General features: G+C 64.4%; 20 protein-coding genes. 13 read left to right on the plus strand and 7 right to left on the minus strand.

The window, feature by feature from the left end:
* Positions 1-56: 56 nt before the first annotated feature.
* Together KYN89_RS01050 and KYN89_RS01055 are read left to right on the plus strand one after the other, a co-directional pair.
* Positions 57-743, plus strand: coding sequence for an HdeD family acid-resistance protein (locus tag KYN89_RS01050; protein WP_222823407.1), 687 nt, complete (start codon positions 57-59; stop codon positions 741-743).
* Between the two features lie 128 nt (positions 744-871).
* Positions 872-1,372, plus strand: a complete 501-nt coding sequence (locus KYN89_RS01055) for an Hsp20/alpha crystallin family protein (RefSeq protein ID WP_160659391.1) — start codon at positions 872-874, stop codon at positions 1,370-1,372.
* Positions 1,373-1,447: 75 nt separating this feature from the next.
* Here the strand turns inward: KYN89_RS01055 and KYN89_RS01060 are convergent, their stop codons facing one another.
* Positions 1,448-1,762 carry an NADH dehydrogenase ubiquinone Fe-S protein 4 gene (locus KYN89_RS01060; RefSeq protein WP_222823408.1) on the minus strand — a complete coding sequence of 105 codons (315 nt, stop codon included), beginning with the start codon at positions 1,760-1,762 and terminating at the stop codon, positions 1,448-1,450.
* A gap of 105 nt (positions 1,763-1,867) precedes the next feature.
* On the opposite strand from KYN89_RS01060, the gene KYN89_RS01065 reads away from it, so the two are divergent.
* The 3 genes from KYN89_RS01065 to KYN89_RS01075 all read left to right on the plus strand — a co-directional run bounded on the left by KYN89_RS01065 (position 1,868) and on the right by KYN89_RS01075 (position 7,640).
* Complete coding sequence (locus KYN89_RS01065; RefSeq protein ID WP_222823409.1) at positions 1,868-3,661, plus strand: SLC13 family permease; 1,794 nt, start codon at positions 1,868-1,870, stop codon at positions 3,659-3,661.
* A gap of 10 nt (positions 3,662-3,671) precedes the next feature.
* Positions 3,672-4,907, plus strand: a complete 1,236-nt coding sequence (locus tag KYN89_RS01070; protein WP_222823410.1) for a cation:proton antiporter domain-containing protein — start codon at positions 3,672-3,674, stop codon at positions 4,905-4,907.
* Positions 4,908-5,399: 492 nt separating this feature from the next.
* A complete protein-coding gene (locus KYN89_RS01075) occupies positions 5,400-7,640 on the plus strand; it encodes a TonB-dependent receptor (RefSeq protein ID WP_222823411.1) in 2,241 nt (746 codons plus the stop codon).
* Positions 7,641-7,690: 50 nt separating this feature from the next.
* Here the strand turns inward: KYN89_RS01075 and KYN89_RS01080 are convergent, their stop codons facing one another.
* Positions 7,691-9,451 carry a DEAD/DEAH box helicase gene (locus KYN89_RS01080; protein ID WP_222823412.1) on the minus strand — a complete coding sequence of 587 codons (1,761 nt, stop codon included), beginning with the start codon at positions 9,449-9,451 and terminating at the stop codon, positions 7,691-7,693.
* A 192-nt stretch (positions 9,452-9,643) separates the two neighbouring features.
* Positions 9,644-10,534 carry a LysR family transcriptional regulator gene (locus KYN89_RS01085; RefSeq protein WP_222823413.1) on the minus strand — a complete coding sequence of 297 codons (891 nt, stop codon included), beginning with the start codon at positions 10,532-10,534 and terminating at the stop codon, positions 9,644-9,646.
* Positions 10,535-10,641: 107 nt separating this feature from the next.
* Here KYN89_RS01085 and KYN89_RS01090 point away from each other — a divergent pair, with 107 nt between their 5' ends.
* The 6 genes from KYN89_RS01090 to pufC all read left to right on the plus strand — a co-directional run bounded on the left by KYN89_RS01090 (position 10,642) and on the right by pufC (position 18,131).
* The gene (locus tag KYN89_RS01090) at positions 10,642-12,204 is read left to right on the plus strand and encodes a proton-conducting transporter transmembrane domain-containing protein (protein ID WP_222823414.1); all 1,563 of its coding nucleotides are present in this window, start codon (positions 10,642-10,644) and stop codon (positions 12,202-12,204) included.
* Positions 12,205-12,218: 14 nt separating this feature from the next.
* Positions 12,219-14,630 (plus strand): YbcC family protein, encoded by a 2,412-nt coding sequence (locus tag KYN89_RS01095; protein ID WP_346727169.1) that lies wholly within the window; start codon positions 12,219-12,221, stop codon positions 14,628-14,630.
* Complete coding sequence (locus KYN89_RS01100) at positions 14,617-14,853, plus strand: hypothetical protein (RefSeq protein WP_222823415.1); 237 nt, start codon at positions 14,617-14,619, stop codon at positions 14,851-14,853. Before KYN89_RS01095 ends, KYN89_RS01100 begins: the two co-directional genes overlap by 14 nt.
* A gap of 226 nt (positions 14,854-15,079) precedes the next feature.
* The gene (pufL, locus tag KYN89_RS01105; RefSeq protein ID WP_222823416.1) at positions 15,080-15,928 is read left to right on the plus strand and encodes a photosynthetic reaction center subunit L; all 849 of its coding nucleotides are present in this window, start codon (positions 15,080-15,082) and stop codon (positions 15,926-15,928) included.
* Complete coding sequence (pufM, locus tag KYN89_RS01110) at positions 15,928-16,986, plus strand: photosynthetic reaction center subunit M (protein ID WP_222823417.1); 1,059 nt, start codon at positions 15,928-15,930, stop codon at positions 16,984-16,986. The genes pufL and pufM overlap by 1 nt, the downstream gene beginning before the upstream one ends.
* The gene (gene pufC, locus KYN89_RS01115; RefSeq protein WP_222823418.1) at positions 16,983-18,131 is read left to right on the plus strand and encodes a photosynthetic reaction center cytochrome PufC; all 1,149 of its coding nucleotides are present in this window, start codon (positions 16,983-16,985) and stop codon (positions 18,129-18,131) included. Before pufM ends, pufC begins: the two co-directional genes overlap by 4 nt.
* A gap of 102 nt (positions 18,132-18,233) precedes the next feature.
* On the opposite strand, the gene puhC is transcribed toward pufC, so the two are convergent.
* Genes puhC through puhA form a run of 3 tightly spaced genes read right to left on the minus strand, consistent with a single transcriptional unit; the run spans position 18,234 to position 20,174 of the window.
* Entirely contained in the window at positions 18,234-18,686 is a 453-nt protein-coding gene (gene puhC, locus KYN89_RS01120) for a photosynthetic complex assembly protein PuhC (protein WP_222823419.1), read from the minus strand.
* Positions 18,679-19,395, minus strand: a complete 717-nt coding sequence (gene puhB / locus KYN89_RS01125) for a photosynthetic complex putative assembly protein PuhB (protein ID WP_222823420.1) — start codon at positions 19,393-19,395, stop codon at positions 18,679-18,681. Before puhB ends, puhC begins: the two co-directional genes overlap by 8 nt.
* Entirely contained in the window at positions 19,395-20,174 is a 780-nt protein-coding gene (puhA, locus tag KYN89_RS01130) for a photosynthetic reaction center subunit H (RefSeq protein WP_222823421.1), read from the minus strand. Before puhA ends, puhB begins: the two co-directional genes overlap by 1 nt.
* Before the next feature lie 162 nt (positions 20,175-20,336).
* Here puhA and KYN89_RS01135 point away from each other — a divergent pair, with 162 nt between their 5' ends.
* A complete protein-coding gene (locus KYN89_RS01135) occupies positions 20,337-21,539 on the plus strand; it encodes a CoA transferase (RefSeq protein WP_222823422.1) in 1,203 nt (400 codons plus the stop codon).
* On the plus strand, positions 21,536-23,179 hold the full coding sequence (locus tag KYN89_RS01140; protein WP_222823423.1) for an acyl-CoA dehydrogenase family protein: 1,644 nt from the start codon (positions 21,536-21,538) through the stop codon (positions 23,177-23,179). The genes KYN89_RS01135 and KYN89_RS01140 overlap by 4 nt, the downstream gene beginning before the upstream one ends.
* A 93-nt stretch (positions 23,180-23,272) precedes the next feature.
* Here the strand turns inward: KYN89_RS01140 and KYN89_RS01145 are convergent, their stop codons facing one another.
* Positions 23,273-24,007 carry a TorF family putative porin gene (locus KYN89_RS01145; RefSeq protein WP_222823424.1) on the minus strand — a complete coding sequence of 245 codons (735 nt, stop codon included), beginning with the start codon at positions 24,005-24,007 and terminating at the stop codon, positions 23,273-23,275.
* Positions 24,008-24,099 lie beyond the last annotated feature (92 nt).

Consider the following 24,099-nt stretch of genomic DNA (forward strand, 5'->3'; position numbering starts at 1 on the left):
AGGGACGGTGCGGTCGGCGTGGTCCGGTCGCACCCGACCTTCGAAAGGAGGATGTGATGCTTTTTTCGACGACGACACCCAGCGATCTCGCTCGTGCCGATCTCCATGCAGCGGGCGCCCATGCATACGTCCCGGCAAGAAACTGGGGATGGTTCATGCTGCGCGCCACGCTGTGTCTCGCTCTGGCGATCGCGGCCTTCGTATTTCCGACCAGCGCGGTCTTCGCCTTCACCCTCGTGTTCGCGGCGTTTGCAGCGGTTGATGGAGTTTTCTCGTTCATCACCGGGATCAAGGGCGCGCGATCGAAGGAGGACCGTTGGGGAATGTACATTCTGCGCGGGCTCCTCGGGCTTGGTGCCGGCGTCATCATCGCATTGATGCCGTTCGCAGCGACCTTCGCTTACGCGCTGGCTACGATTGCGCTTGTTGCGGGGTGGGCGATCCTGACCGGCGGTCTTGAAGTGTATGCGGCTATTCGCCTGCGCCGCGAGATCGAGAATGAATGGCTGCTGGCGACCAGCGGCGCGCTCTCGATCCTGCTCGGTATCGGCGTGTTGGTGCTGATCGCACTGAACATCGAGACGACGATCATCGCAGCAGGTTATCTGATAGGTGGCTACGCGCTGTGCGCTGCTATCGTCTTGGGAGCGCTTGGTTTCCGGTTGCGCGAATATCAGCGCAGCCGGGATCAAACCGACAAGGACGAACCAAGTGGCGACAGCAATGTTGCTTCGCCCGCCTGAACGAAAGTGCGATGGCTCGACTTCAGTTTGCCGGCACTGATTGTGTCGGCATCTAACGAGGGGTGTTCGCACGACCCCCGGCGGCATCCCTCACCCTCGTTTGTAACGCAAAGTGAAAGGAGAAGAAGATGAATGTACGTGACTTGATTCCATGGTCTCGCAACGAAGAGCGTCTTCCGGTCGCTCGGCGGGACGAACGCAGCGATCCGGTCTCGACGCTGCGAAGCGATATCGACCGGCTGTTCGATCAGGCCTTCGGTTCGTTCGGCCTGCCCAGTTTCGCATCGACGCCAAGCTGGCCAAACATCGAAGTCCGCCGCAAGGACGGCGAACTGCTCGTCACAGCGGAAGTCCCGGGCATGTCGGAAGACGACATCGAGCTCTCGCTTGATGACGGTATGCTGGTCATTCGCGGGGAGCGACGCTCCGAGGACGGCGATGAGGCAAGCGGGTATTCCGAACGCTTCTACGGCCAATTCGAACGCCGGATGAGCCTGCCGCAGGGCATCCAGGAGGACAAGGTGAGCGCGGAGTTCCGCGACGGCGTCCTCAGGATCCATCTGCCGCATGATGAGCAGATGTCGCTCTCGGGGCGGCGTATTCCGATCAATCAGGAAACGCGCCACTAAGAGGCCTGAAGTGGAGCGACCGGGAAATCCGGTCGCTCCTTCCTCAACTCAAGGGCTTCGAATTGCCGGTTTGGTCTAGCGCACCTGGTAATCCCAATCCTGTCTTTCGGCAAAGGCAACGGCGCTTTCGCGGTTCGGGAAGTTCAGGCGGACATGCCGGAAAGGATCATCGTTACGTGTCCAACCGGTAAGCGGATCGGCACTCAAGGGGCGCGAAGCAGGAAATTCGAGCACCCATGGCCGTTTGCGGGAACCGCCTTGCATCACGGATTTGGGCTCTCGATAGATGCGCGCCGCCGGGATCTCGCTGACTGTAAGATTGGTGCCCGGTTGTTTCTGGTGACGGGGCGGAAGATTGTGCCCCAAGCCTGTCTTATCGGTGCGTGTCATCCTCTTGTCTCTGGAGCGTTTCAGGTCCCATGATTTGACGCGCTAGGCACTGAAATTGTTCCCATGAGCGGTGCAGGATCGACAATAGTAAAGCAACAAAATCGAATGACAGCAGTGAGTGCCTTTGTAGAAAGCAACTCAGCCTGGATCGGGCTGGCGATACTGGCGCTCGTCTTCGCTGCATTCCTATCCGAGCGACTGGCGCCGGTGACAATAGCTCTGACCGGAGCGAGCGTGATGCTCGCATTCGGTTATCTGCCACGCAGCGAGCTTCAAGCGGTGTTCGGCAACCCTGCACCGGTGACGATCGGCGCGATGTTCGTCCTCTCCGCCGCGCTCGTCCGCACCGGCGTCATCGAAGCGCTTGCCAGTATCGCCACGCGGCGCGCCGAGCGCACACCCAAACGTTCGATCACCGAGCTTCTTGGCGGTACCTTTTTCGCTTCGGCGCTCGTGAACAACACACCGGTAGTCATCGTCCTTGCTCCCATCGTGCGGCGGATTGCCGCTGTCGCCGGATCGAGCGCGCAGCGACTGCTTATTCCGCTCTCCTATCTCTCGATCATGGGCGGGTCTCTGACCCTTTTGGGAAGCTCGACCAACCTTATCGTGGACGGGGTTGCGCAGCGCGCGGGAGAGGCGCCGTTCGGAATATTCGAACTGACCGGTATCGGGCTCATCGCTGCGGGAGCTGGGATCAGCACCTTGCTCCTCCTCGGTCGTTGGCTTCTTCCCGATAACGACGGGCCAATGGATCGCTCTGGCGCTCGGCCGATCGAGGAGCGGTATCTGACCCGCATTCAGATAGGCGCGGCTAGCCCTTGGGTCGGACGGAGCCTTAAGAGTATTGGTGGGTTGCAGCGCTCCGGAGTTCGGCTGCTCGCCGTCAGAAGAAGTGGCCACCTCACTCGCAATCCCGATCCGACGTTCGAACTGGCCGCAGGCGATGAACTGGTTGTCGCTGCGGACCAGGCCGAACTGCTGGGGTTGAGCGAGGAACTCGGTGCCGATCTCGGTCTTGCCAAGCGCGAAATTGCCAATTCGCCCGACGATCGGGTCGTAGAAGCATCCATCGGGCCATCGCACCCTGCGATCGGCCAGCAGCTGACCGACATTCCGTTTCTCAATCGGAGCGGCGCGCGAGTTCTTGGGGTTTCACGTCCGCGGCATCTACCCGGCCCCACGCTCGAAACCGTGCGCGTCCGCCCCGCTGACCAACTCCTGATCCGCTGCCCGCCGGAAGCCGCGGCAGACATTCGCGACAACGTCAATCTCATCGATATCGATGAACCCGATATTCGCCCTTATCGTCGGTACAAGGCGCCGATTGCGATCGCGACCATGTTCGCGATCATCGCTCTCGCCGCTCTACAGGTCGCGCCCATCGACCTGCTCGCCATTCTCGGGGTCACACTCGTTCTTTTCACGCGCTGCATCGATCCGGAAGAGGCCTGGCACGCTATCGAAGGTAACGTGATCGTTCTCATCTTCGGAATGCTGGCGATCGGTCTCGGACTGCAAGGAGCCGGCACCGTCGACCTGATCGTCGACGCCGTCGAACCCGCGCTCGCCATTCTCCCGATCTTCCTGATGCTGATCCTCGTCTATGCGCTCACCTCGTTTCTGACCGAGGTGGTCACCAACAACGCGGTTGCCGTTATCATGACGCCCATCGTCATCGACCTCGCAAACAGCGTCGGGGTGGATACCCGCGCCCTGCTTCTTGTGGTCATGTTCGGCGCCTCGGCGAGCTTCGCCACTCCGATCGGGTACCAGACCAACACGATCGTTTATGCGACGGGCGGATACCGGTTCGTCGACTTCCTCAAGATCGGCCTGCCCATGAATATCGTCGTGGGCCTCGCCACATGCATCGCCATCTGGTGGATTTACGTGTGAGAGCCTGTCGATGACCGATCTGCTCACCATCGTCACAGTGCTTCTTGCGGCAAGTCTCATCGTCACACTTGTGCTGCAGCGGATCGGGGCGCCCACGCTCATCGGATACATATTGGTTGGGCTCCTGATCGGTCCAACCGGGATTGGCCTGCTCGAAGCGAGCCCGCAGCTCGAGCTGCTTGCAGAGATCGGCATCGTCTTTCTCATGTTCAATGTGGGCCTGGAATTCTCGTTGCCGGTTCTTCTGGCCTCGCGCCGCGCAGTGCTGGGGCTCGGCGGCCTGCAGGTGCTTTGTACCAGCGTGATCGTTGCCGGATTGGCATTAGCCGCAGGGGTTTCGTTCCTGGCAGCCGTTCTTCTTGGAGGCGCGGTCGCGATGTCATCGACAGCGATCACGATCCGCCAGCTCACCGACCAGGGCGAACTCGATACTCGCCACGGGCGAGCATCGGTCGGGACCCTCCTGTTTCAGGACCTGGCGACCTTACCATTCCTTGTCCTCGTTGCGGCGCTGGGCGTGGTCGGGAGCAGCCACGACGCCGGGGCCGATATCGCAACCTATGGACTGTCTACACCCGCGCAATCGATGACCGATATCGATGCGAGGGTCTGGAGCGAGCTGGGTGCAAGGCTTGGCATCGCGGTGCTCGCGTTCGGCGCAGCACTCGTTATTGGCCGACGCCTACTGTTGAGAATTGTGTCGCTGGTCCATCGCACCGGTTCGCGCGAACTCTTCATGCTTGCCATGCTCACCATTGTCATCGGAGCTGCCTGGGCGGCGCATGAGATCGGTTTATCGCCGCCCCTGGGCGCTTTTCTCGCAGGAATGATCCTTGGTGAGACCCGTTTCAAGGACGACGCCGAGACCGATATCGCGCCGTTTCGTGCAGTGCTGCTCGGCCTGTTCTTTGTCTCGGTGGGGCTGCGCGTCGATCTTTCGGTCCTCGTTCCCAATGCCGGTCTGGTTGCCGGCTTCGTTACCGCGCTTATCGTTGGTAAAGGTCTAATCGTCTTTGCACTCGCACGCCTGCTGCGAGAGCCTACCGAAGTGGCCGCGCGAACCGGCGCGATATTGGCGCATGGTGGCGAGTTTGGTTTGCTGATCCTGACACTGGCACTTTCGCAGAACGTCATCTCGGAAAAGATCGGTCAGCCCCTGCTCGGTGCAATCGTCATTTCGATGATCTTCGCGGCATTTCTTATCAACGCGAATGGACGCCTTTTCGGCTCGGCAAGTCAGGGATAACTATTTTCGAAGGGCTGCAAAGAGGAATGAACCGAGGGTTCTAAAACGTCTACAGTTTAGGTCGTACGCTCAATGTCAGCTATCGCGCACCGTCGCCTCAAACCGGACCGTCCGTTTCCGGCCCAATCCTTGCCGTTGCAGGGGAGGGTGCGAGCATTCACCGGCCGCACCGAAGAACGGTTCGGCGCTCCAGATTAACGCTTTAACGAAAATGCCAGAGGATGGGGGTATCAATGGGGGTATTTCTTAGACGTTCGCCAAATTAAATGAGTAGAAACAAGCGGATAAATGTTCACTATATGTTCCTCCTCCGCTACCATTGGATTGGATTGATTTTCCCTCCTAAGCGTCGATGTGTCCGCCGTTGTCAGCATTCCGACGCGTCGGGCGAGCGGGTGTGCAGAACTGCGAGAGGCATGTTCCTCGTTCTGCGGTGAGGGACTAGGGCGCTCGCGCGCCAGATTGCGGCGCGTCCTCATCGACGAGTTTCTTATGAAATCCTCCGGTTACGCCGTCTTCTCGCTGGTTGCCTGTTGCATCCCTGCTGGTGCCATGGCGCAAGGGGCAAACGAAGAGCTCCGCTCCGGTAACGAGGCGATCGTGGTCACTGCCACGCGGCAGCCCCTGTTGATCGAGCGTGTCCCCGGCTCGGTCCTGCTGCTCGATGAAACTGCGCTTGAGCAGGCGGAGGGGGCCACAGGTGCCGAAGACCTCGCCGAACTGCTGCCCGGGGTCGAAGCTGCAGTGGCGAATGGTACGCAGGTTGCCTTCCAGATTCGCGGCATCGGGGCGGTCGACCATCAGGCGCTGACCCCGACCGCCGCAGCGGTTTATGCCGATGGCGTATTCCAGGCGACGAATGTCCAGACCAGCGCGCTGCTTTACGACCTTGAACGGGTCGAGGTCCTGAAGGGGCCGCAAGGCGCGCTTTACGGGCGCAATGCGTCTGCCGGGGCGGTCAATCTTATCAGTCGTCGGCCCGATGCCGAGGGCGCGAATTACGCGCGTCTGGGATACGGGAATTTTGATCGCGTCGATCTCGATGCAGCGTTCGGCGGACGCATCGGCGAAGGGGCCTATGCGCGTCTTGCGACCACTTATGTGCGTCGCTCCCCGGTGCTTGAGAATGTCGCCGGTCCGGCCGAGGCTGGCGGAGAAACTGACGAGTTCGGCATTCGCCTTTCGACATTGCTCGATCGGGGCGGGCCGAGCCTGCTGCTGCGCGGGCACTACGAGCAAGACAGAGGGATCAACACGATGCCTCGCAACTCCTCTCTCGAACTCGGAAAGCATCAGATCGAGTCGGCGGGCGATGGCGTGCAGGACAGCGACAACGCCTTCTATGGCGTGTCGGCGGAGTACACGGCGCCTCTGGGCGATTGGGAGCTGTTCTCGCTCACAGCGTTCGAGGGCTATCGCCAGAATTACGGGTTCGACTTCGACGGAACGGCGGCGCCTTTCGGCGACCCTTCGCTGAACGCCAACCTCTCCTACGCGCGCGACTTTGCGCAATTCTCGGAGGAAGCGCGGCTGAGCCGACAGTTTACCGGCGGGTCGGAGATGCTGGGCGTCGCGGCCTCTCTGGAGGATTTCAGCCAGCGCTACACCATCTGGTGCGGCGAGCTCGATCCGCAGACCCTGGTCGGCTCGTGCGACTATGTCGGTGCACCAGGTCGGGTGGGGCCGACCCCGGCCAGCACATCGCCGGCTTCGACGCTGGTGACCGATATTGCACAGGAGCGCGTGTCGCTCGCCGCATTCACCTACAACACGCTCGAACTGACCGAGCGGCTGACGCTCACCGCGGGGCTTCGCCTGACCTACGAGGATATTCGCGGGCAGGGCGAGGGCGTGCATGTCTTCCGCGACGGGGTGCGTGCGCTCAACAATCGCGATGGCCTGGGCCCGGCGATTGGCGGCAATGTGATCGAGACGACCCGGCTTAGCGGTAACGTCGCGCTGAGCTACGCCTTCGGAGGCGCAAACGCCTATGTCTCCATCGCCAATGGTTACAAGTCGGGCGGCTTCAATGGCGAGATCGCGAACAACGCACTGCATTACGCCGACGAAGGACTGTTCGCGGCCGAGACCGTCACGACGATCGAGGCGGGAGTGAAGGGCAAGACGGCTACGCTGCGTTATTCCCTCGCGGGTTTCTACAGCGATTATCAGGACCCTCAGGCGAGAATCTTCGTCGAATTCGCATTGCCGGACGGATCGAGCATCGTTTCGAACTCACTATCCAACCTCGATGAGGCGCGATCCTATGGTGTCGAAGCGCAGCTGGGCTGGACTCCCGTGAGCGGGCTCGATCTCGAGCTGGGAGGGGTCTGGAACCGAGCGCGCATCCGGCAGGACAGCGCCATCGGCGGGAATGCCGACCTGTATGATGGCCAGCCGCTTCCATTCGCACCGGAATTCTCGGCCAACGCCCGTGTCGCTTACCAGGCTCGGGTGAGCCGCGAGGTCCGGCTTGGGCTCAGCGGAAGCGCCAATTTCCGCAGTCGCTTCTATCTCGATCCGTCGGGCTTGCCCGAGCGCAGCCAGGGCGATGTGCTCACGCTGGCAAGCCGTGCAAGCCTGGCCTTCGAGAGGTCCGGGATCGAGATAAGCATCTGGGGTCGCAACCTTACCAACCGCGACTACGCGGTCTCGGGCTATGGATTCATCGGCTACAACACCTTCCGTTCGGACCCCCGAACCTTCGGAGGTTCGGTGTCCATCACGTTATAGGGCAATGCGCTGGATCGAGGGGGCTCGCCGTTATCCGGCTCGCCACCAATTCAGCGATCCCGCGGGCGAGCCTTCTTCGGCGCGCCCTTGCCTTTCGGGCCCGGCCTCGCGCCCGCGGCGTTGTTCTTGCGATGCGGTTTGGGCTTTCCGTTGTGCCGGCCCTGAGGCGGGCCCTTGCGGTTGGCGCGCGCTGCATCTCGCGGAGCCTCGGCCGATGCTTCGATGCGGATGTCGTCGCCATCGGCCCCGTCATCGGCGGTGCGGGCGACGGCAGCGGAGAACTTGTCTGCGATCGCCCGAGGAATCTGGAAGAACGTCTCGTCCGGGCCGATCCGGATCGCGCCGACTTCGTTGCGGGTGATGTGCCCGCGGCGGCACAGCAGCGGCAGGATCCAGCGCGGGTCGGCATTGCGGCGGCGGCCAATGTCCATCTTGAACCACACCGTATCCTCGAACCCGGGACGGTGCTTCTCCGCCTGTGCAGCGCGCCGTGCCTCGGGCGTGTTGGCGATCAGGTCTTCCGGTTCGGGCATCTTGGCCCGGTGCGAGGCGACCAGCATCGCCGCGAGTTCGCGCGGAGTACGCTGCGCGAGCAGGGCGTCGACCAGGTCGGCGTCGCCTTCGTCAGGCTCCGCCGCAGTCAGCAGGGTCTGCATCAGGCGGTCGCGATCCTTGGCCCTGATCGCCTCGCGATCGGGCGCGTCGGTCCACTTGGCGTCGATCTTCGCATTACGCAGCATCTGCTCAACCCGGCGGCGGCGCGAGAACGGCACCACCAGCACCGCAGTGCCCTTGCGGCCTGCACGGCCCGTGCGGCCCGAGCGGTGCTGCAGCGTCTCCGCATCGCGGGGAATTTCGACATGAACCACCAGGCTCAGCGTCGGCAGATCGATACCGCGCGCGGCGACATCGGTCGCGACGCACACACGGGCCCGCCGGTCGCGCAGCGCCTGCAGCGCCTGGTTACGCTCCGACTGCGAGTTCTCGCCCGAGAGCGAGACGACCGCAAAGCCGCGTTCCTGCAAGGTCGCGTGCATGTGGCGGACCTTTTCGCGCGTCCCGCAGAACAGGATCGCGGTCTCCGCTTCGTGATAGCGCAGCAGATTGACGACCGCGTTCTCGACCTCGGGCGGAGAGACGACGACCGCTTCGTAGGAGATGTCGCCGTGGCCGCGATCGGCACTGACGGTCGAAATGCGCAACGCGTTGTTCTGGTAACGCCGGGCCAGCGCCTCGATCGGCTTGGGCATGGTTGCGGAGAACAGCAGCGTGCGGCGGCCTTCCGGCGTCGCGTCGAGGATCGTCTCGAGCTCTTCGCGAAAGCCCATGTCGAGCATCTCGTCCGCTTCATCCAGCGTGACCGCCTTCAGGGCCGAGAGGTCGAGCGCGCCGCGCTCCAGATGGTCGCGCAGGCGGCCCGGGGTGCCGACGACGATCGTCGCGCCCGAGCGGAGCGCCTTGCGCTCTGCGGACGGGTTCATCCCGCCCACGCAGGTCGCGACGCGGCCACCCGCCTTGGCGTAGAGCCACGAGAGTTCGCGGCTGACCTGCAGGGCAAGCTCGCGCGTCGGGGCGATCACCAGGGCGAGCGGTGCGACCGCGAACGGCACCTTGCCGTTCTCGTCGAGCAGCTGGCGGGCGACGGCCAGCCCGAAGGCAACCGTCTTGCCCGAGCCGGTCTGCGCGGAGACGACGAGGTCGCGGCCGCGCGCTTCGGGCTCGAGGACGGCGGCCTGCACGTCGGTCGGCTCGGAATAGCCGCGCTCTGTAAGGGCGGTCTGCAGGGTGTCGGGGAGTTCGGAGAAATTCATATCAAAACCTTGGCAAGCAATGCACGCGCGGCAGACGCCTCATGCGGCTGAAAGTGGCCATCGACTATATGGGATGGGGTATCGTCGAGCGTCTGCCGGTCGGCGATGTTGAAGGCCCCTTACGCTATTATTGTTCTTTTGGCTTGCGATTTCTTGCGCGCCCTAATTCGCTCCCGTTGGGGTGCCCGAAGCTCAGCCCGCCTGTTCGGGCTTCCCTTGCAGCAGACCTGCAAGCAGGGGGTTGGGAAAGCGCCGCCTGAGCGTGATGGCGTAGAATATCTCTTCGAGGCCTGACAGGCGCTCGACCTCGACCAGAGCGGCACTCTCCAGCTCGTCCTTGACGACGATCGGCGGCACGATGGCGAGGCCCACACCCTCGCGGGCAAGCAGCCGGATCATCGCCATGTCGTCCACCTCCGCCGCGATCTTCGGGCGGATGGCGAGCCGGTTGAACAGAGCGTCGAGGCCCGAGCGAATGCTGGTGTCGATCGTGGGCAGGATCAGCGGGCGCTCTGCCAGCAACGTCTCCAGCTGCGCAGCCTTGCCGACAAGCTCGGGCGTTCCGATCAGGCTCACCGGCTGGTCCGCGATCGTATGGGTGATCCAGGGGGTCGCCGCGTCGCGCTGCGGGGCGATGTTGGCGAGCACGATATCGATCCGGTGCGCCTCCAGCCCGGCGAGCAGTTCGCCCAGCGCGCCGGAGCGGATCACGATCTCGACATCGTCGCGCCCGATCAGCGGCTGGAGAAAGCCGATCTGGAAGTTGCGTGACAGTGTCGCCTGCGATCCGACCCGCAGCACCTGTCGCTGGCGCGAGTGACGCTCCCCCAGAGTATTGAGGAGCTCATCGCCGGCGGCGAAGATTGCGTCCGCGTGATCGAGCGCGATCCGCCCCGCCTCGGTCAGGATCAGTGTGCGCCCGCGCCGTTCGAAGAGGGGGTAGCCCAACCGCTCTTCAAGCAGGCGGATCTGGGTCGAAACGGCGGACTGCGACACGTTGAGGCGCTGCGCGGCGCGGGTCAGGTTCCCCTCGTGCGCGACCATGTGAAAATAGCGCAGGTGATGGAAGTTCAGTTCGGCCACTCGTTCTTTTAAACAGAACGAAATACTCTGAACAATGTATTTTTCTTATTATCACAGCACGCATAGCTCCCGGCCCGTCGTTCACAGCCACGGGAAGACGCCTGCTCATGACCCTCGATTTCCTGCTCCTTGGCGCGCCGGCGCTGCTGTTGCTCGCCGCCGCGATCGCGCCCTTCGCATCAAGGCATCGCTGGGGGCTTATCCCACGCTTGGTCGAGGCCGCATCGCTCGGTGCGCTGGCCATCAGCGTGGCGGCTCTTGTTTTGCTCGTCGTCGATGGTCCCCAGACAGGGGTATTGCTTGGTGTGGGAGGTCTGGGCTTCTCCGCGCGGCTCGATGTGGTCAGCGCGACCATGCTGGCGCTGGTCGCATTCATCGGCTGGATCGTGCTGCGCTATTCGATCACCTATCTTGACGGTGAGGCGCGGCGCGGGCCGTTTCTCGGATGGATGGCTGCGACGCTGGCGGCGGTGCTGCTGCTGGTACAGGGCGGCAACCTGTTCCATTTCGTAGTCGCCTGGATCGCGACGAGCCTGTGCCTCCATCGGCTGCTGCTGTTCTACCCGGACCGGGTGCAGGCCGTGCGCGCCGCTCGCAAGAAGTACCTTGTCGCGCGGATCGGTGATGCGGCGCTGCTCGGCGCCGCAGCGTTGCTGTTCTTCGGCTATGGCACCGCCGATATTGCCGCGATAGCGGACGCTGCCCGCGCGGGCGTGGCCCCCGGGGGATCGGGACTGGCAGCAGGGCTGCTGGCGCTCGCCGCGATCCTCAAGTCCGCACAGTTCCCCGTCCATGGCTGGCTGACCGAGGTGATGGAGACGCCAACGCCTGTCTCCGCACTGCTCCACGCAGGCGTGGTCAATGGCGGCGGGTTCCTGCTGGTCCGCTTCGCCGATGTCATGCTGCTGAGCCCCGGCGTGCTTGCCGTGCTGGTCATCATCGGCGGCTTTTCCGCCCTGCTCGGCGGGCTCGCGATGCTGACCCAATCGGCAGTCAAGAACTCGCTCGCCTGGTCGACCATCGCGCAGATGGGCTTCATGATCATGCAGTGCGGCCTCGCGCTGTTCCCGCTCGCGCTGCTGCATATCGTCGCGCACTCGCTCTACAAGGCACACGCGTTCCTGTCCTCGGGCGGAGCGGTGGAAGTTGTCGCTGCGATCCGTCGCCCCGGGCCGATCGCGATCCCCGATGGATGGGCGGTCGCGCGTGCGTTCGCGCTCGCGCTGGCGATCTATGCCACCATCGGCCTTGTCTTCGGGATCGGGCACAAGTCGCCCCAGGCGATAACGCTGGGCGCGATCCTGATCTTCGGCGTTGCCTACCTGCTCGCGCAAGGGCTCGCCGATGCGGCGCCACGCGTGCTCACCCGGCGCACCGCGCTGGCCGCCATCGCAGCCTCGATCAGCTATTTCGCGCTCCAGACCATCACCGAGTGGCTGACCAAAGGCGCGCTCCCGTCAACGCCCACGCCGGGGCCGCTCGAATGGGCGCTGCTGGTACTGACCGTGTGCAGCTTCGGCGTCGTCGCGGTGGCGCAGGCGATGTTTCCCATCTGGTCGAACCACCCTGCCGCAGCAGGCCTGCGCGTCCACCTGTCCAACGGGCTCTACGCCAATGCCGTGTTCGACCGTCTGATCGGCAACTGGACCACCCCGCGCAGCCCGCGGTGAAGGAGAGAAAAGCAATGCTGATGTCCTGCCAAGACCCCGTGAACGAGGCCATCGTGTCCCGCGCGGCCGAGGCCGCTGCCCGGCAGATCCCTCCGCTATGGCCGCTGTCGTCCTCGGTCGCGGTCAATCCCTTCCTCGGCCAGAGCGAGGCCACGCTGGCCCAGGCCGCGGCCCGCCTGTCGCGGGTCGGAGAGGTGCCGGTGGTCATGCCGCGCAGCTGGTATGCAGAGCGGATCGCTTCGGGCGAGATTGCGCAGGCCGACCTGGCCGCCGCGCTCGCCAGCTCCCCGCACGAAAACAAGCCGCGTGACCTCGCTATGCTTGAGTCTGAGATGGACAAGGATCTTCCGATCCCCAACGCGCTGCGGACCGTGGCGGACCTCGTCGCAGCGCGCAGCGGGACGGACTGGCCGGGCATTGTCGCCGAACGGATCGGGCTCTGGGCGGGTGGCTATTTCGATCGCGGGCAGGCGCTGTGGGCCGCCCCGCGCGACCGCTCCGCATGGGCCGCTTGGCGCGCCTACGCGACGCATGATCTCACGCCCGAAATCATGGGGCTGAGAGGGTTCGCGCGCTTCGTGGCGGAGGCGCCCGAGAACGCGCGCCACGCCATCGCCCGCTCGGTCGCGCGGCTGGGGCTGGGCGAGGCGGCGCTCGACACGGTTTTCCATCAGCTGCTGATGTCGCTGGGCGGCTGGGCGCAGTTCGCGCGCTACGAACTGTGGCGCGCGGAGCTTGCCGGGACGACCGACGAGACGCTGATCGATCTGCTCGCGATCAGGCTCCTGTGGGAAGAGGCGCTGTTCCTGCAGCACGCGACGCAGATCGACGAAGACTGGACCACCATGCGTGCCGCGCACTCCGCACCGATCAGGCCCTCGCGCCGACAGGTGGTGGACGAGATCCTGCAGGAGGCCGCCGAACGGGCCGCACAGCGCAAGCTTGCCGCGACGCTCGCCACCGCGCTGCCCGACCGCGCGCCCGATCGCCCCGCGCTGCAGGCAGCGTTCTGCATCGACGTGCGCTCAGAAGTGTTCCGGCGCGCGCTGGAGGCGGTCGATCCCGCGATCCGCACGCTGGGCTTCGCAGGCTTCTTCGGCGTTGCTGCCGAACACCGGCGGTTCGCATCCGATGTCGACGAGCATCGCCTGCCCGTGTTGCTCAATGCTGCCGTCACCTCACGCGCCGGCGACTTGCAAGATGCGGAGGCTGACCTGGCCCAGCGCTATCGCGCCAGGGCAAAGCGCGCCTGGGGTCGCTTCAAGCTTGCTGCAGTGTCCTCCTTCGCCTTCGTCGAGGCGATGGGGCCGGTCTATATCGGCAAGCTGGTGCGCGACGGTCTGGGCTTGGCTTCGGCCCCGGCTCGCGATGATCCAGCCCCGCGCTTCGATCCCGAACTCGCGCCCGAGGCGCGGGTGGATGCGGCGGAAACCGTACTGCGGGCGATGTCTCTGGTCGATGGGTTCGCGTCCGTCGTCCTGCTGGTGGGTCACGGCGCCAACGTGGTCAACAACCCGCATGCGAGCGGCCTGCACTGCGGTGCCTGCGGTGGCTACTCGGGCGAGGTCAACGCGCGGCTGCTGGCGCAGCTCCTCAACGATCCGGCGGTTCGCGAAGCGCTGGTCGAACGGGGCATCGCCATCCCGCGCGATACGCTGTTTGTCGCCGCGCTACACGATACCACCACCGACCGGGTCACGCTGTACGATCGTGACCGGCCAAGCGATGCGCATAGCGCTCAGCTCGACCAGGTGCGACAGTGGCTGGCGGCGGCTGGCGAGATCGCACGGGGCGAGCGCGCGCTGCGGCTTCCCGGCGCAGAGCGGGCGCGGGATGTGTCTGCGCGCGCGCGCAACTGGGCCGAGGTGCGGCCCGAATGGGGGCTTACCGGATGCCAGGCGTTCATCGCCGCACCGCGTCAGCGGACCTCCGACCGCAACATGGAAGGGCGCACCTTCCTGCACGACTACGACTGGCGGCTGGACGAGGAGCGCGGCTTCCCCGTGCTCGAACTGATCATGACCGCGCCGGTCGTGGTGGCGAGCTGGATCAGCCTGCAATATTATGGCTCGGCAGTTGCTCCGCAGGCGTTCGGTGCGGGTAACAAGCTGCTCCATAATGTCGTGGGCGGGGTGGGCGTGCTGGAGGGAAATGGCGGCCCCTTGCGTACAGGCCTGCCGTGGCAATCCGTGCATGATGGGGAAAAACTGATCCATCAGCCGCTGCGTCTGTCGGTGTGCATCGAGGCACCGTGCGAGGCGATGAGCGATATCCTTTCCCGGCACGACGGGGTGCGCAGCCTGTTCGACAAGCGTTGGCTGCATCTCTTCGCGATGGGAGCGGAGGGCCTGACCCATCGCTATCTCGGCGGGTTGCAATGGGAGGCATTGCCTGCGGACAGGGAGGCGTACGATGCCGGTCGATGAGCGCACGCAGGAAGTCAGGCTGGTCAAGGATCGGCTCGCCTGGGCGCTAGCGCATCCTGCTGTCAGCGATTGGGTCAAGCGTGGCTTGGCAAGCGCGCGGCAGCGCGACCCGGTCGAGGTGCTCAACGATCTGGAACTGATGACCCATGTGGTCAGGCAGTGGGCCAGCGCCGACGCCGACACCAGGAGGGCTGAGACGATGCGCGCCGAGTCGCTCCCATAGGGTGGGCAGACACGGCCCGAGCGGTCGCAATAACCTATCGCATCGTCATTCGGACATCCGGTGACGCTCTGCGGGTGGGCTCGCCTTCCGCGCCGCGGGAAGGTCTCGCATCTGTCCGATGGCCCGGCTGCTTTCACCTTGCGGCGCTCGGGATATTGTGCGACGTAAATGTAAATAGACACTCTATTGTGTCTGGTATGTTGTACATTTGCTTAGGGGCCTTGCCGTGTCGATGCTCAGTTTCGAGCGCAAATATCGGGTCGCAGGGGGCACGCTGGTTGGCGGCGATCTCTTCGACTTCTGGGTCGGGCCGTTCTACGTCGGCTTCTTCGGTGTCACGACCGCGTTTTTCGCGCTGCTCGGCACCAGCCTGATCGTTTATGGCGCTGCCATCGGCGGCACGTGGAATATCTGGCAGATCGACATCGCGCCGCCCGCGATCGAATATGGTCTTGGCCTAGCCCCCTTACGCGAAGGCGGGCTGTGGCAGATCATCACCGTCTGCGCGATCGGGGCGTTCGTTTCATGGGCGCTGCGGCAGGTCGAAATATCCCGCAAGCTGGGCATGGGCTTCCATATCCCGATCGCGTTTTCCTTCGCGATCTTCGCCTACCTCAGCCTCGAGGTCTTCCGGCCGATCATGCTTGGCGCATGGGGGCATGCGTTCCCCTACGGCATTTTCAGCCATCTCGATTGGGTCTCCAACGTCGGCTACCAGGGGCTGCACTTCCACTACAATCCGGCGCACATGCTGGCGGTGACGTGCTTCTTCGGCACCACCTTGATGCTGGCGATGCACGGTGGCGTCATCCTGTCGGCTGTCAATCCGCCCAAGGGTGAGGAGGTCAAGCACGGCCAGCACGAGAACCAGTATTTCCGCGATACCATCGCCTACTCCATAGGGCCGCTCGGTATTCACAGGCTCGGCTGGTTCGCGGCGATCAATGCCGGGTTCTGGAGCGCGATCTGCATTCTCATCAGCGGTCCCTTCTGGGTCAGCGGCTGGCCCTATTTTTACGACTGGTATCTGCAGCTGCCCTTCTGGAACGACATGGGGCTGGGGGGGCTCGGCTGATGGCTTCGTTTCACTCTCTCTATTCGCAGATCCAGATCCACGGGCCATACGACCCTGGGCTCCCGCTGAAGGGCCATGAGTCTCCGCGCCTTATCAAGCCGGTCCTCAACCGGTGGATCGGCAAGATCGGTGATCCTCAGATCGGGCCAACCTATCTGGGGTTCTGCGGCATCGCCTCGCTGATCTGCGGCTTCATCGCGATCGAGATCATCGGTCTCAATTTCTGGGCCTCCGTCGACTGGAATCCGGTCGCATTCATCGAAGGGATCGCGTGGCACCGGCTCGATCCGCCGGAGGCGAAGTGGGGCTTCACCCCCTTCGTGCCGCTGACCGAAGGGGGCTGGTGGATCTGGGCTGGCTTCTTCCTCACTGCCTCGATCCTGCTGTGGTGGTGCCGAATGTACCTGCGCGCCAAGGCGCTGGGGATGAGCACGCATGTCGCTTGGGCCTTCGCCAGCGCGATCTTCCTCTATCTGAGCCTCGGTTTCATCCGCCCGATGCTGATGGGGTCATGGCACGAGGCACCGCCCTTCGGGATCATCCCGCACCTCAACTGGACCGCGTCTTTCTCCGTCCTGTACGGCAATTTCTACTACAACCCGTTCCACTGCTTCTCGATCGTGTTCCTGTACGGATCGGTGCTGCTGTTCGCGATGCACGGCGGCACGATCCTTGCCGTGTCGCGCTTCGGGGGCGAGCGGGAGACGGAGGAGATCGTCGATCGCGGCACTGCGGCGGAGCGCGGCGCGCTGTTCTGGCGCTGGACCATGGGCTTCAACGCGACCTTCGAGTCCGTTCATCGCTGGGCCTACTGGTTCGCCATCCTGACGACATTCTCGGGCGCGATCGGCATACTGCTGACCGGGACCGTGGTCGACAACTGGTATCTGTGGGGCGTCAAATGGGGCCTCGCGCCCGAGTACCCCGCGACCTATCCCGACATGACGCTTCCGCCCGAGATCGCAGAGCAGGTTCGCGCGGCCACCGGCGGAACCGGCGCTTCGCTCGATCTGTCCGCACCGCCTGCACCTGCTCCTTCGCCGGAGGTATCCCGATGACCCCGCTGGAAAAGCGTCCGCGGTCGAGCCTTCTCGGCGTATTCCTGCTCGCTGCGGCATTCGCGACGCTGCTGTTCGTCGTGCTGGTACCGACGTGGGATGCCCCTTGGGATCCGATCGAATCGCGCGAATGGGGCTGGCGCGGTATCGCCATGAACACCTTCACCTCCGAACGGACCCGCAGCGATCCGCTCAATCTCGTGCCGGCATCGATCGAACCGTTCGAGGCACGCGGAGTATCCGCTGGTGAGGCGTATGAGAACATCCAGGTATTGGGCGATCTCGACGCCGCGCAGTTCGATCACCTGATGCTGTCGATCACCGAATGGGTCGCGCCCGAAGAAGGCTGCGCCTATTGCCACAACCCTGACGCGAGCTTCGCGGCGGACGACATGTACACCAAGAAAGTCGCCCGGCGGATGCTGACCATGGTCCGCGATATCAATGCGAATTCCAGGCACGTCGGCAATGTCGGGGTAACCTGCTACACCTGCCACCGCGGGCAGGGCGTGCCGCAGCGCCACTGGTTCAAGGCAGCCGAGCCCAAGCCGCCTATGGGCGGTATCGTCGGCAAGCCGCCTCCATGGAACAGAACGGCAAAGACGATGCGCGATTTCTTCCCGCGTGCGCCTTTCGAAAATTATCTGCTGGACGATCAGCAGATCATGGGGGCGCAGGCCCGTTCGGTCTCGGGTGAAGTCACCGATCTGGCCGATCTCGAAAATATCTACATCCTGATGATGCAGATGTCCGACGGGTTGGGGGGCAATTGCAACTTCTGCCACAACAGCCGCGCCTTCGCCGACTGGTCGCAGAGCACTCCCAAGCGGATCACCGCGTGGTACGGCATCCGCATGACGCGGGGGATCAACCGCGACTATCTGACCAAGATGCACGACCTGTTTCCTGCCGATCGGCTTGGGCCACTCGGAGATGTTGCCAAGGTGGATTGCGGCACCTGCCACAACGGCATGTCGCGCCCGCTGGGCGGTGCACCAATGGCGCGCGGTTACGAGGGATTGCGGGGCCCGGGTTCGGGCAGCGCGATCACACGGGAGACGGCGTTTGAGACCCGACTGCCGTACGAAGCCGAAATTACCGAACCCGCGCCAACGCCCGCCAGTTTGCAGCAGGGCGGCGAGTAGGGGACGGAACCTCGGCCAGGTGCCGCGAACACGGCCTGGGAGTCTAGCGGGTTGGAGAGATGTGGTGCGTTACCTGAGCGCAGCCACAGCGATCCGGCGCGCTCAGCCGGGTGCGTAGTGCCCGTCACCGGCGTCGAGATAGCGAGCGAAGGCCCTGGCGCTCGCCTGGCCGAAGCCCTGCAGCTTGACCGTACGCCCGGTATCGGGATCGGCTAGTTCGACATGCCCGGCACCATCACGCTGGACGAGCAGGCGAAATTCTTGCGCGAACTCCCGATCATCGCGCTGCATGGCGAGGGCGCGCACGGCCGCCATCGCGAAGGTGTCTCCTTCGATCACGAGATGCGCGACCGGCTTCCGGCGCTCGCTCAGCACCATCATTTCGCCATTGGGAAGCGGTTCGAAGATCAGCATGCGGCGTTCGCCTGCCTGTGCCGTCTGCACGGTCAGCCGTCCGACATCGTAATGGCGTGAGGTGGTGATCGCGGTTACGGTAAAGCCGATCAGAAGCGCCGCACCGATCAGCGCGCCGCGCGGGACGGTGATCTCAGACATGCTGCGGCCTTGCGCTTATCCCGAGGGGGCTTCGCTCAATGCGGGGAACGTGGACAGCGCCCGCCGCCGCCCGCCTGACCGCGTCGGCAAGGATGGCGGCTGCCGGGCTTGCCGGTGGCAATGCGCGCAGCATCGGCACCGGTGCGGAAAACTTCGTGCTACGCGCATGCGGCCACAGGGCGAGCCACGCGATCTTGTTGGGCCGGCGCAGCGTCAGCGCGATGTCGATTCCATGTTTGCGCTCCCGCGAGGATACGTCTGTCACCAGAGCCAGCGGAATGTTGATCGTGCGGGTAAATGCCACGCCAACCTGGAAGACGACCCGCCTGTCGGTGATGACATAGGTGGTGGTCCGCGACATGAGCCAGGCGAACAGCAGCACCAATCCGGCGATCGGCAGTGCCACCGGCAGCAGCAGCAGCGGGCTGAACGCGATCTGCGCGACGCTGGCGCCAGCGCGGGCGGTGGCGGCAATCGGCAGCAAGGCGAATAGTGCGAAGTACCCGGCCAACCATGGCCAGCGAAAGAGGTAGCGTGCGAGCGCGGCGCGATCGGGTTTTCCGTGCCACAGGATCTGCTCGCCATCGGGCAGCGGCCCGGGGAGGCCCAGAGCAATGTCGATCGGCAGGTCGTTCGGGGCATCACTGCTCGAACTCTCGGTCTCGTGCGTCCCGTTGGTGGCCGTCGCAAAAGGCATCACCGTTGCCATCAGGCGGGATCGTGGATCTGGCCGTGCCCGGTGGAGAAGCGGAGGCCACCGGCAAAGAAACCGTTGAGCCGGTCTTCCTCGCGCATGGTGATGCAGCTGTCGTCGGCGCGTATCGGCGCGCGCCGCAGATCGCGGGCGATCAGCGTCGTTGCTCGAACGGCGCTGTCGCGCGGCAGGGCCTCCGCGAAGAAGGATGGAATCAACCGCCGTCCCTCTGCTCCGTCGATCGAGACCTCGAAATAGCGCAGGAAGAACTCTGCACGGTTGAACCACAGGTCATGGACCTTCCCGACAATCTTCTCGTCGGCGGAAACCAGCACCCACCCGCGCGGATCGGGATCGCCGGTCGGGATGTAATATTCAGGGTGATCGTTGAGAGAGATCAGCTTGGGTTCGCCTTCTACATCGAGATCGGGCTCGTCCTCGCGCAGGGTCGTATAGGCTGCAGCGCCTATCCCTTCTTCGAGCGGGTCGTGCCCCGGATCGAGCGGGAAGGCCATCGGCGGCAGCGTCCGCCCGGGGCGGACCGTTTCCGGTTCCTCCACCCGCGGGGCCTGCGCCACGCCGCGGCCATGCGGGCGGTAGAAGAGTTTGGGTCTGGGCATTGCCGGAAAGCCTTCTGCGGCGTGCGTGCGGCCCATGAAGCCCGACACCTCGACAGGATATCCCTCGCGCTTGTCCTCGCGTCGCAGGTACACGACCAGACCGACAAAGAAGGTCACGAAGGCGATGACGCACAAGATGGCGACATCGAGATTGCCGACGACGTTGCTTTCCATGCCTCGGATATACTCTACCCCTACTCGGGTGTAAATATAAACGGACATAGAAAAGTGTCAGGATGGAGGATCATCCGGCGAATTCCGGCTGCCATTCCAATTTCGTGGTGCGCGCCACATGCGGGTCTGGCGGGCGCACGCAGATCGCGATAGGGCCGGGGCATGAAGTCTCTGCTCGCCGGAATGACCGTGGTCGAGGGTGCGGCCTTCGTCGCCGGCCCGTCATGTGCGCTTTACCTCGCGCAGATGGGCGCGCGGGTTATCCGTATCGACCAGATCGGCGGAGGGCCCGACGCGCGCCGCTGGCCGCTCGGCCCTCAGGGGGAGAGTCTCTATTGGCAGGGTCTCAACAAGGGCAAGCTGTCGATCGCGCTCGACTATCGTAGCGCAGAGGGGCGCGAGCTTGCCCAGCGAATTGCCACGGGTGGGACGGGCCTGTTCGTGACCAATTTCCCGGTCGACGGCTTCTTCGCACACGAGGCGCTGCAGGCATTGCGCGCGGACCAGATCACCCTGCGCGTGATGGGCTGGCCCGATGGCTCGCCTGCGGTGGACTACACGGTCAATGCCGCCGTCGGCCTGCCGCTGATGACAGGCCATCCGGACGACGACAGACCGGTCAACCACGTCCTGCCTGCGTGGGATCTTCTCGCCGGAGCCTACGCCGCCTTCGCACTGCTCGCCTCCGAGCGGGAACGGCAGGCGAGCGGCCAGGGGCGGGAAGTGCGCGTTGCGCTGTCGGACATCGCCGCGACCAGTCTCGCGCATCTGGGCAATGTGGCCGAAGTGATGCTTTCCGGGCATGATCGCGAGAAGGCGGGCAACAACCTGTTCGGTGCCTTCGGCCGCGATTTCTCCGCCAGCGACGGCGCGCGTTTCATGCTGGTCGCGATCACGCCCAAGCAGTGGGGCGGGATGGTCGATGCGCTTGAGATAGCCGATGAGATCACACAGCTGGAGCGAGCGCTGGGCATCGATTTCGCTGCGGATGAAGGCGCGCGCTTTACGCATCGGGACAAGCTCGATCCGGTGATCGAACGAGGGTGCGCCAGGTTCAGCTCTGCCGAACTGGAAGCGCGGTTCGATCGCGCCGGGGTCACCTGGTCGCGTTATCGCAGCCTGCACGAAGCGGTGACGCAGGATGCGCGGTTGTTCGCGGACAATCGCGCTTTCTCGACGGTCGAGCACGCCGGTGGCGTAGCCTATCCGACGCCCGGCGCGGCGGCGCATAGTCCCGGTGTGCCGCGCGAGCCTGCAAGGCCCGCGTCTACGATCGGGGCGGACACAGATCAGGTTCTTGCCGAGCATCTCGGCCTTGGTAGCGGCGAGATCGGGCGTCTGCATGATCGGGGGATCGTTGGGTGAGCGACATTATCGACCTTTCGCGAGAGGCGTGTGCGGCAGGCCAGCGTTATATCGAAGCTGCACGCGCTGCGACCGCCGGGATTGTCGCGCCGGATGGCTCGCCCGACCCATCGCTGATCGAGCGCGAGCAGCGCCGGGTGCACGGTCTTGCATGGGCGGCGACCACGCTCGCTGCGCTGGAGGCGCTTGCCGACTGGGCCGCGCGGGCCCGGCGCGCTGGGCGTTTCGGTGCGATCGAGGAACAGACGCTGCGGATCGGGTTCGGCGAATATCTGCACCAGCTGACGTCGGCCTTGCCGATGGGGCAGGGCGAGTTTGTGCGCCCGGTCGATCTGGACGCTGGCGCCGCTGCCGACGCAATGCGCGCGGACCCCGCGGTGGCGCACTTCTTGACCCAAGGGAACACAGCCCAAACCCGCGCCCAGCTGGCTCCGCTGCTCGCCGAGGGCGCGTTGCCGGACGAGGCTTTCGGCGACGAAACGCTCGACATGATCCGCGCCCAGTTCCGCACCTTTACCGCCGAGCGGATCGCGCCTCACGCGCATCAATGGCATCTGGCGGACGAGCTGATCCCGATCGAGGTGGTCCAGCAGATGGGCGATCTCGGCGTGTTTGGCGTCTGCATTGCGGAGGAATATGGCGGCCTCGGCCTTGGCAAGACCGCGATGTGTCTCGTCTCCGAAGAGCTGTCGCGCGGGTGGATCTGCGCGGGTTCGCTCGGCACCCGATCGGAAATCGCGGGCGAGCTGATCGGAGAGAACGGCACGCCGGAGCAGAAGGCCGCGCTGTTGCCCAAGCTCGCCGATGGATCGATCCTGCCCACCGCTGTTTTCACGGAGCCGGATACCGGCTCCGACCTGGCATCGGTTGCGACGCGCGCACGCATGCAGAATGACGGAAGCTGGCAGATCACTGGCGCGAAGACCTGGATCACCCACGCCGCGCGCGCCGATCTGATGACCGTGCTGTGCCGGACCGATCCCGACACACCCGGCTATGGCGGCCTCTCGATGCTGCTCGCGCACAAGACGCGCGGGACGCAGGACGATCCGTTTCCCGACGAAGGGCTCTCGGGCAGCGAGATCGAGGTGCTCGGCTATCGCGGGATGAAGGAATATACGCTGGGGTTCGACGGGTTCGCGGTCGCTGCGGACGGTCTGCTCGGCGGTGCGCAGGGTCGCGGCTTCAAGCAGTTGATGCGGACTTTCGAGAGCGCCCGGATACAGACCGCGGCGCGGGCGGTGGGGGTGGGGTGGAACGCCTTCGATCTCGCGCGGCGTTACGCGCTGGAGCGCAGGCAGTTTGGCAAGCCTCTGATCGAGTTCCCGCGCGTCGCGGACAAGCTGGCAATGATGGTCGCGGAACTGGTGATGGCGCGAGAGCTGACCTATTCCGCCGCGCGTCACAAGGATGCGGGCAAGCGCTGCGATATCGAGGCGGGGCAGGCCAAGCTGCTCGCCGCGCGGGTCGCGTGGACCGCTGCCGATAACGGCGTGCAGATCCACGGCGGCAATGGTTATGCGCTGGAATACCCGATCAGCCGGCTGCTGTGCGACGCGCGGATTCTCAATATCTTCGAAGGCGCAGCGGAAATTCAGGCGCAGGTGATCGGGCGGGGACTGCTGGTCGGCCAGCCCTGAGCGCGCCCTCTGCCTTCCCCAGATAAGCGAAGGGGCGCGTACGTTTCGGTGCGCGCCCCCTCAAAAATGGCCTGCGTAGTCCGATTGAATTGATCAGAACGCCGCGGACAGAGTGAACACCACGGCCCCGTCCTGACCCGCAATGTCCGGCAGGTCGGTATCGACATAGGCGACCCCCAGGGTGAGGATGTCATAAGACACGCTCGCCCCCAGCGACCAGTCGAGATAGCCGCCCGATCCGTAGTCCAGGCTGCCGTCCGAATAGCCAAGATGCGCCGAAAGGCTGATCGGGGTATCCGGAATGCCAGCGCCCAGATCGCCGTAGACGTAGATGTTGTCGTCGGTCAGCGCGCTGCCCTGTTCGGGCGCGTAGGCCGCGCCGACGGTTGCTTCGACCGGACCCAGCGCCGCAGTGATCGAGGCATAGGGTTCGAAGTAGTCGCTGTCGCCGACAAGGTCGTTGCCGTTGGGATAGATGTAGTAGAGCACACCGGCATCGATGCTCAGCCCGGTGGCGACATCGCCCGACCACCCGGCATAGATGTCCAGCTCCGAGTTGCCGTACAGCGCGCTATCCTCGAGCGACGAAGCCCATGCGCCGACGTAGAAACCGCTCTCGTGAGCGACGTCGAAACCGCCCTGGATCGCGATGTCTTCACCGCTGAAGGAAACGCCGCGGAACCGGTAGTCGGTGGTCAGCGCGACGTTGGCGCTGATTTCGATCGGGCGGGATTCCTCGGCTTCTGCCTCTTCGTCCTGAGCCAGCGCGGGGCTGGCGAACATCGTGGTGGCGAGCAGCGCCACCGGGGCAATTCTGGAAAAACGCATTTTCTCATTCTCCTTGAACAATCGCCCTCTCCCCCCTCATCCGGAGGGGGCCGCGTCCCGATCTGGTTTGCCGGGATCACGGACCCCTCCGG

The sequence above is a fragment of the Alteriqipengyuania abyssalis genome (genome assembly GCF_019857185.1).
Taxonomy (GTDB): Bacteria; Pseudomonadota; Alphaproteobacteria; order Sphingomonadales; family Sphingomonadaceae; genus Alteriqipengyuania; species Alteriqipengyuania abyssalis.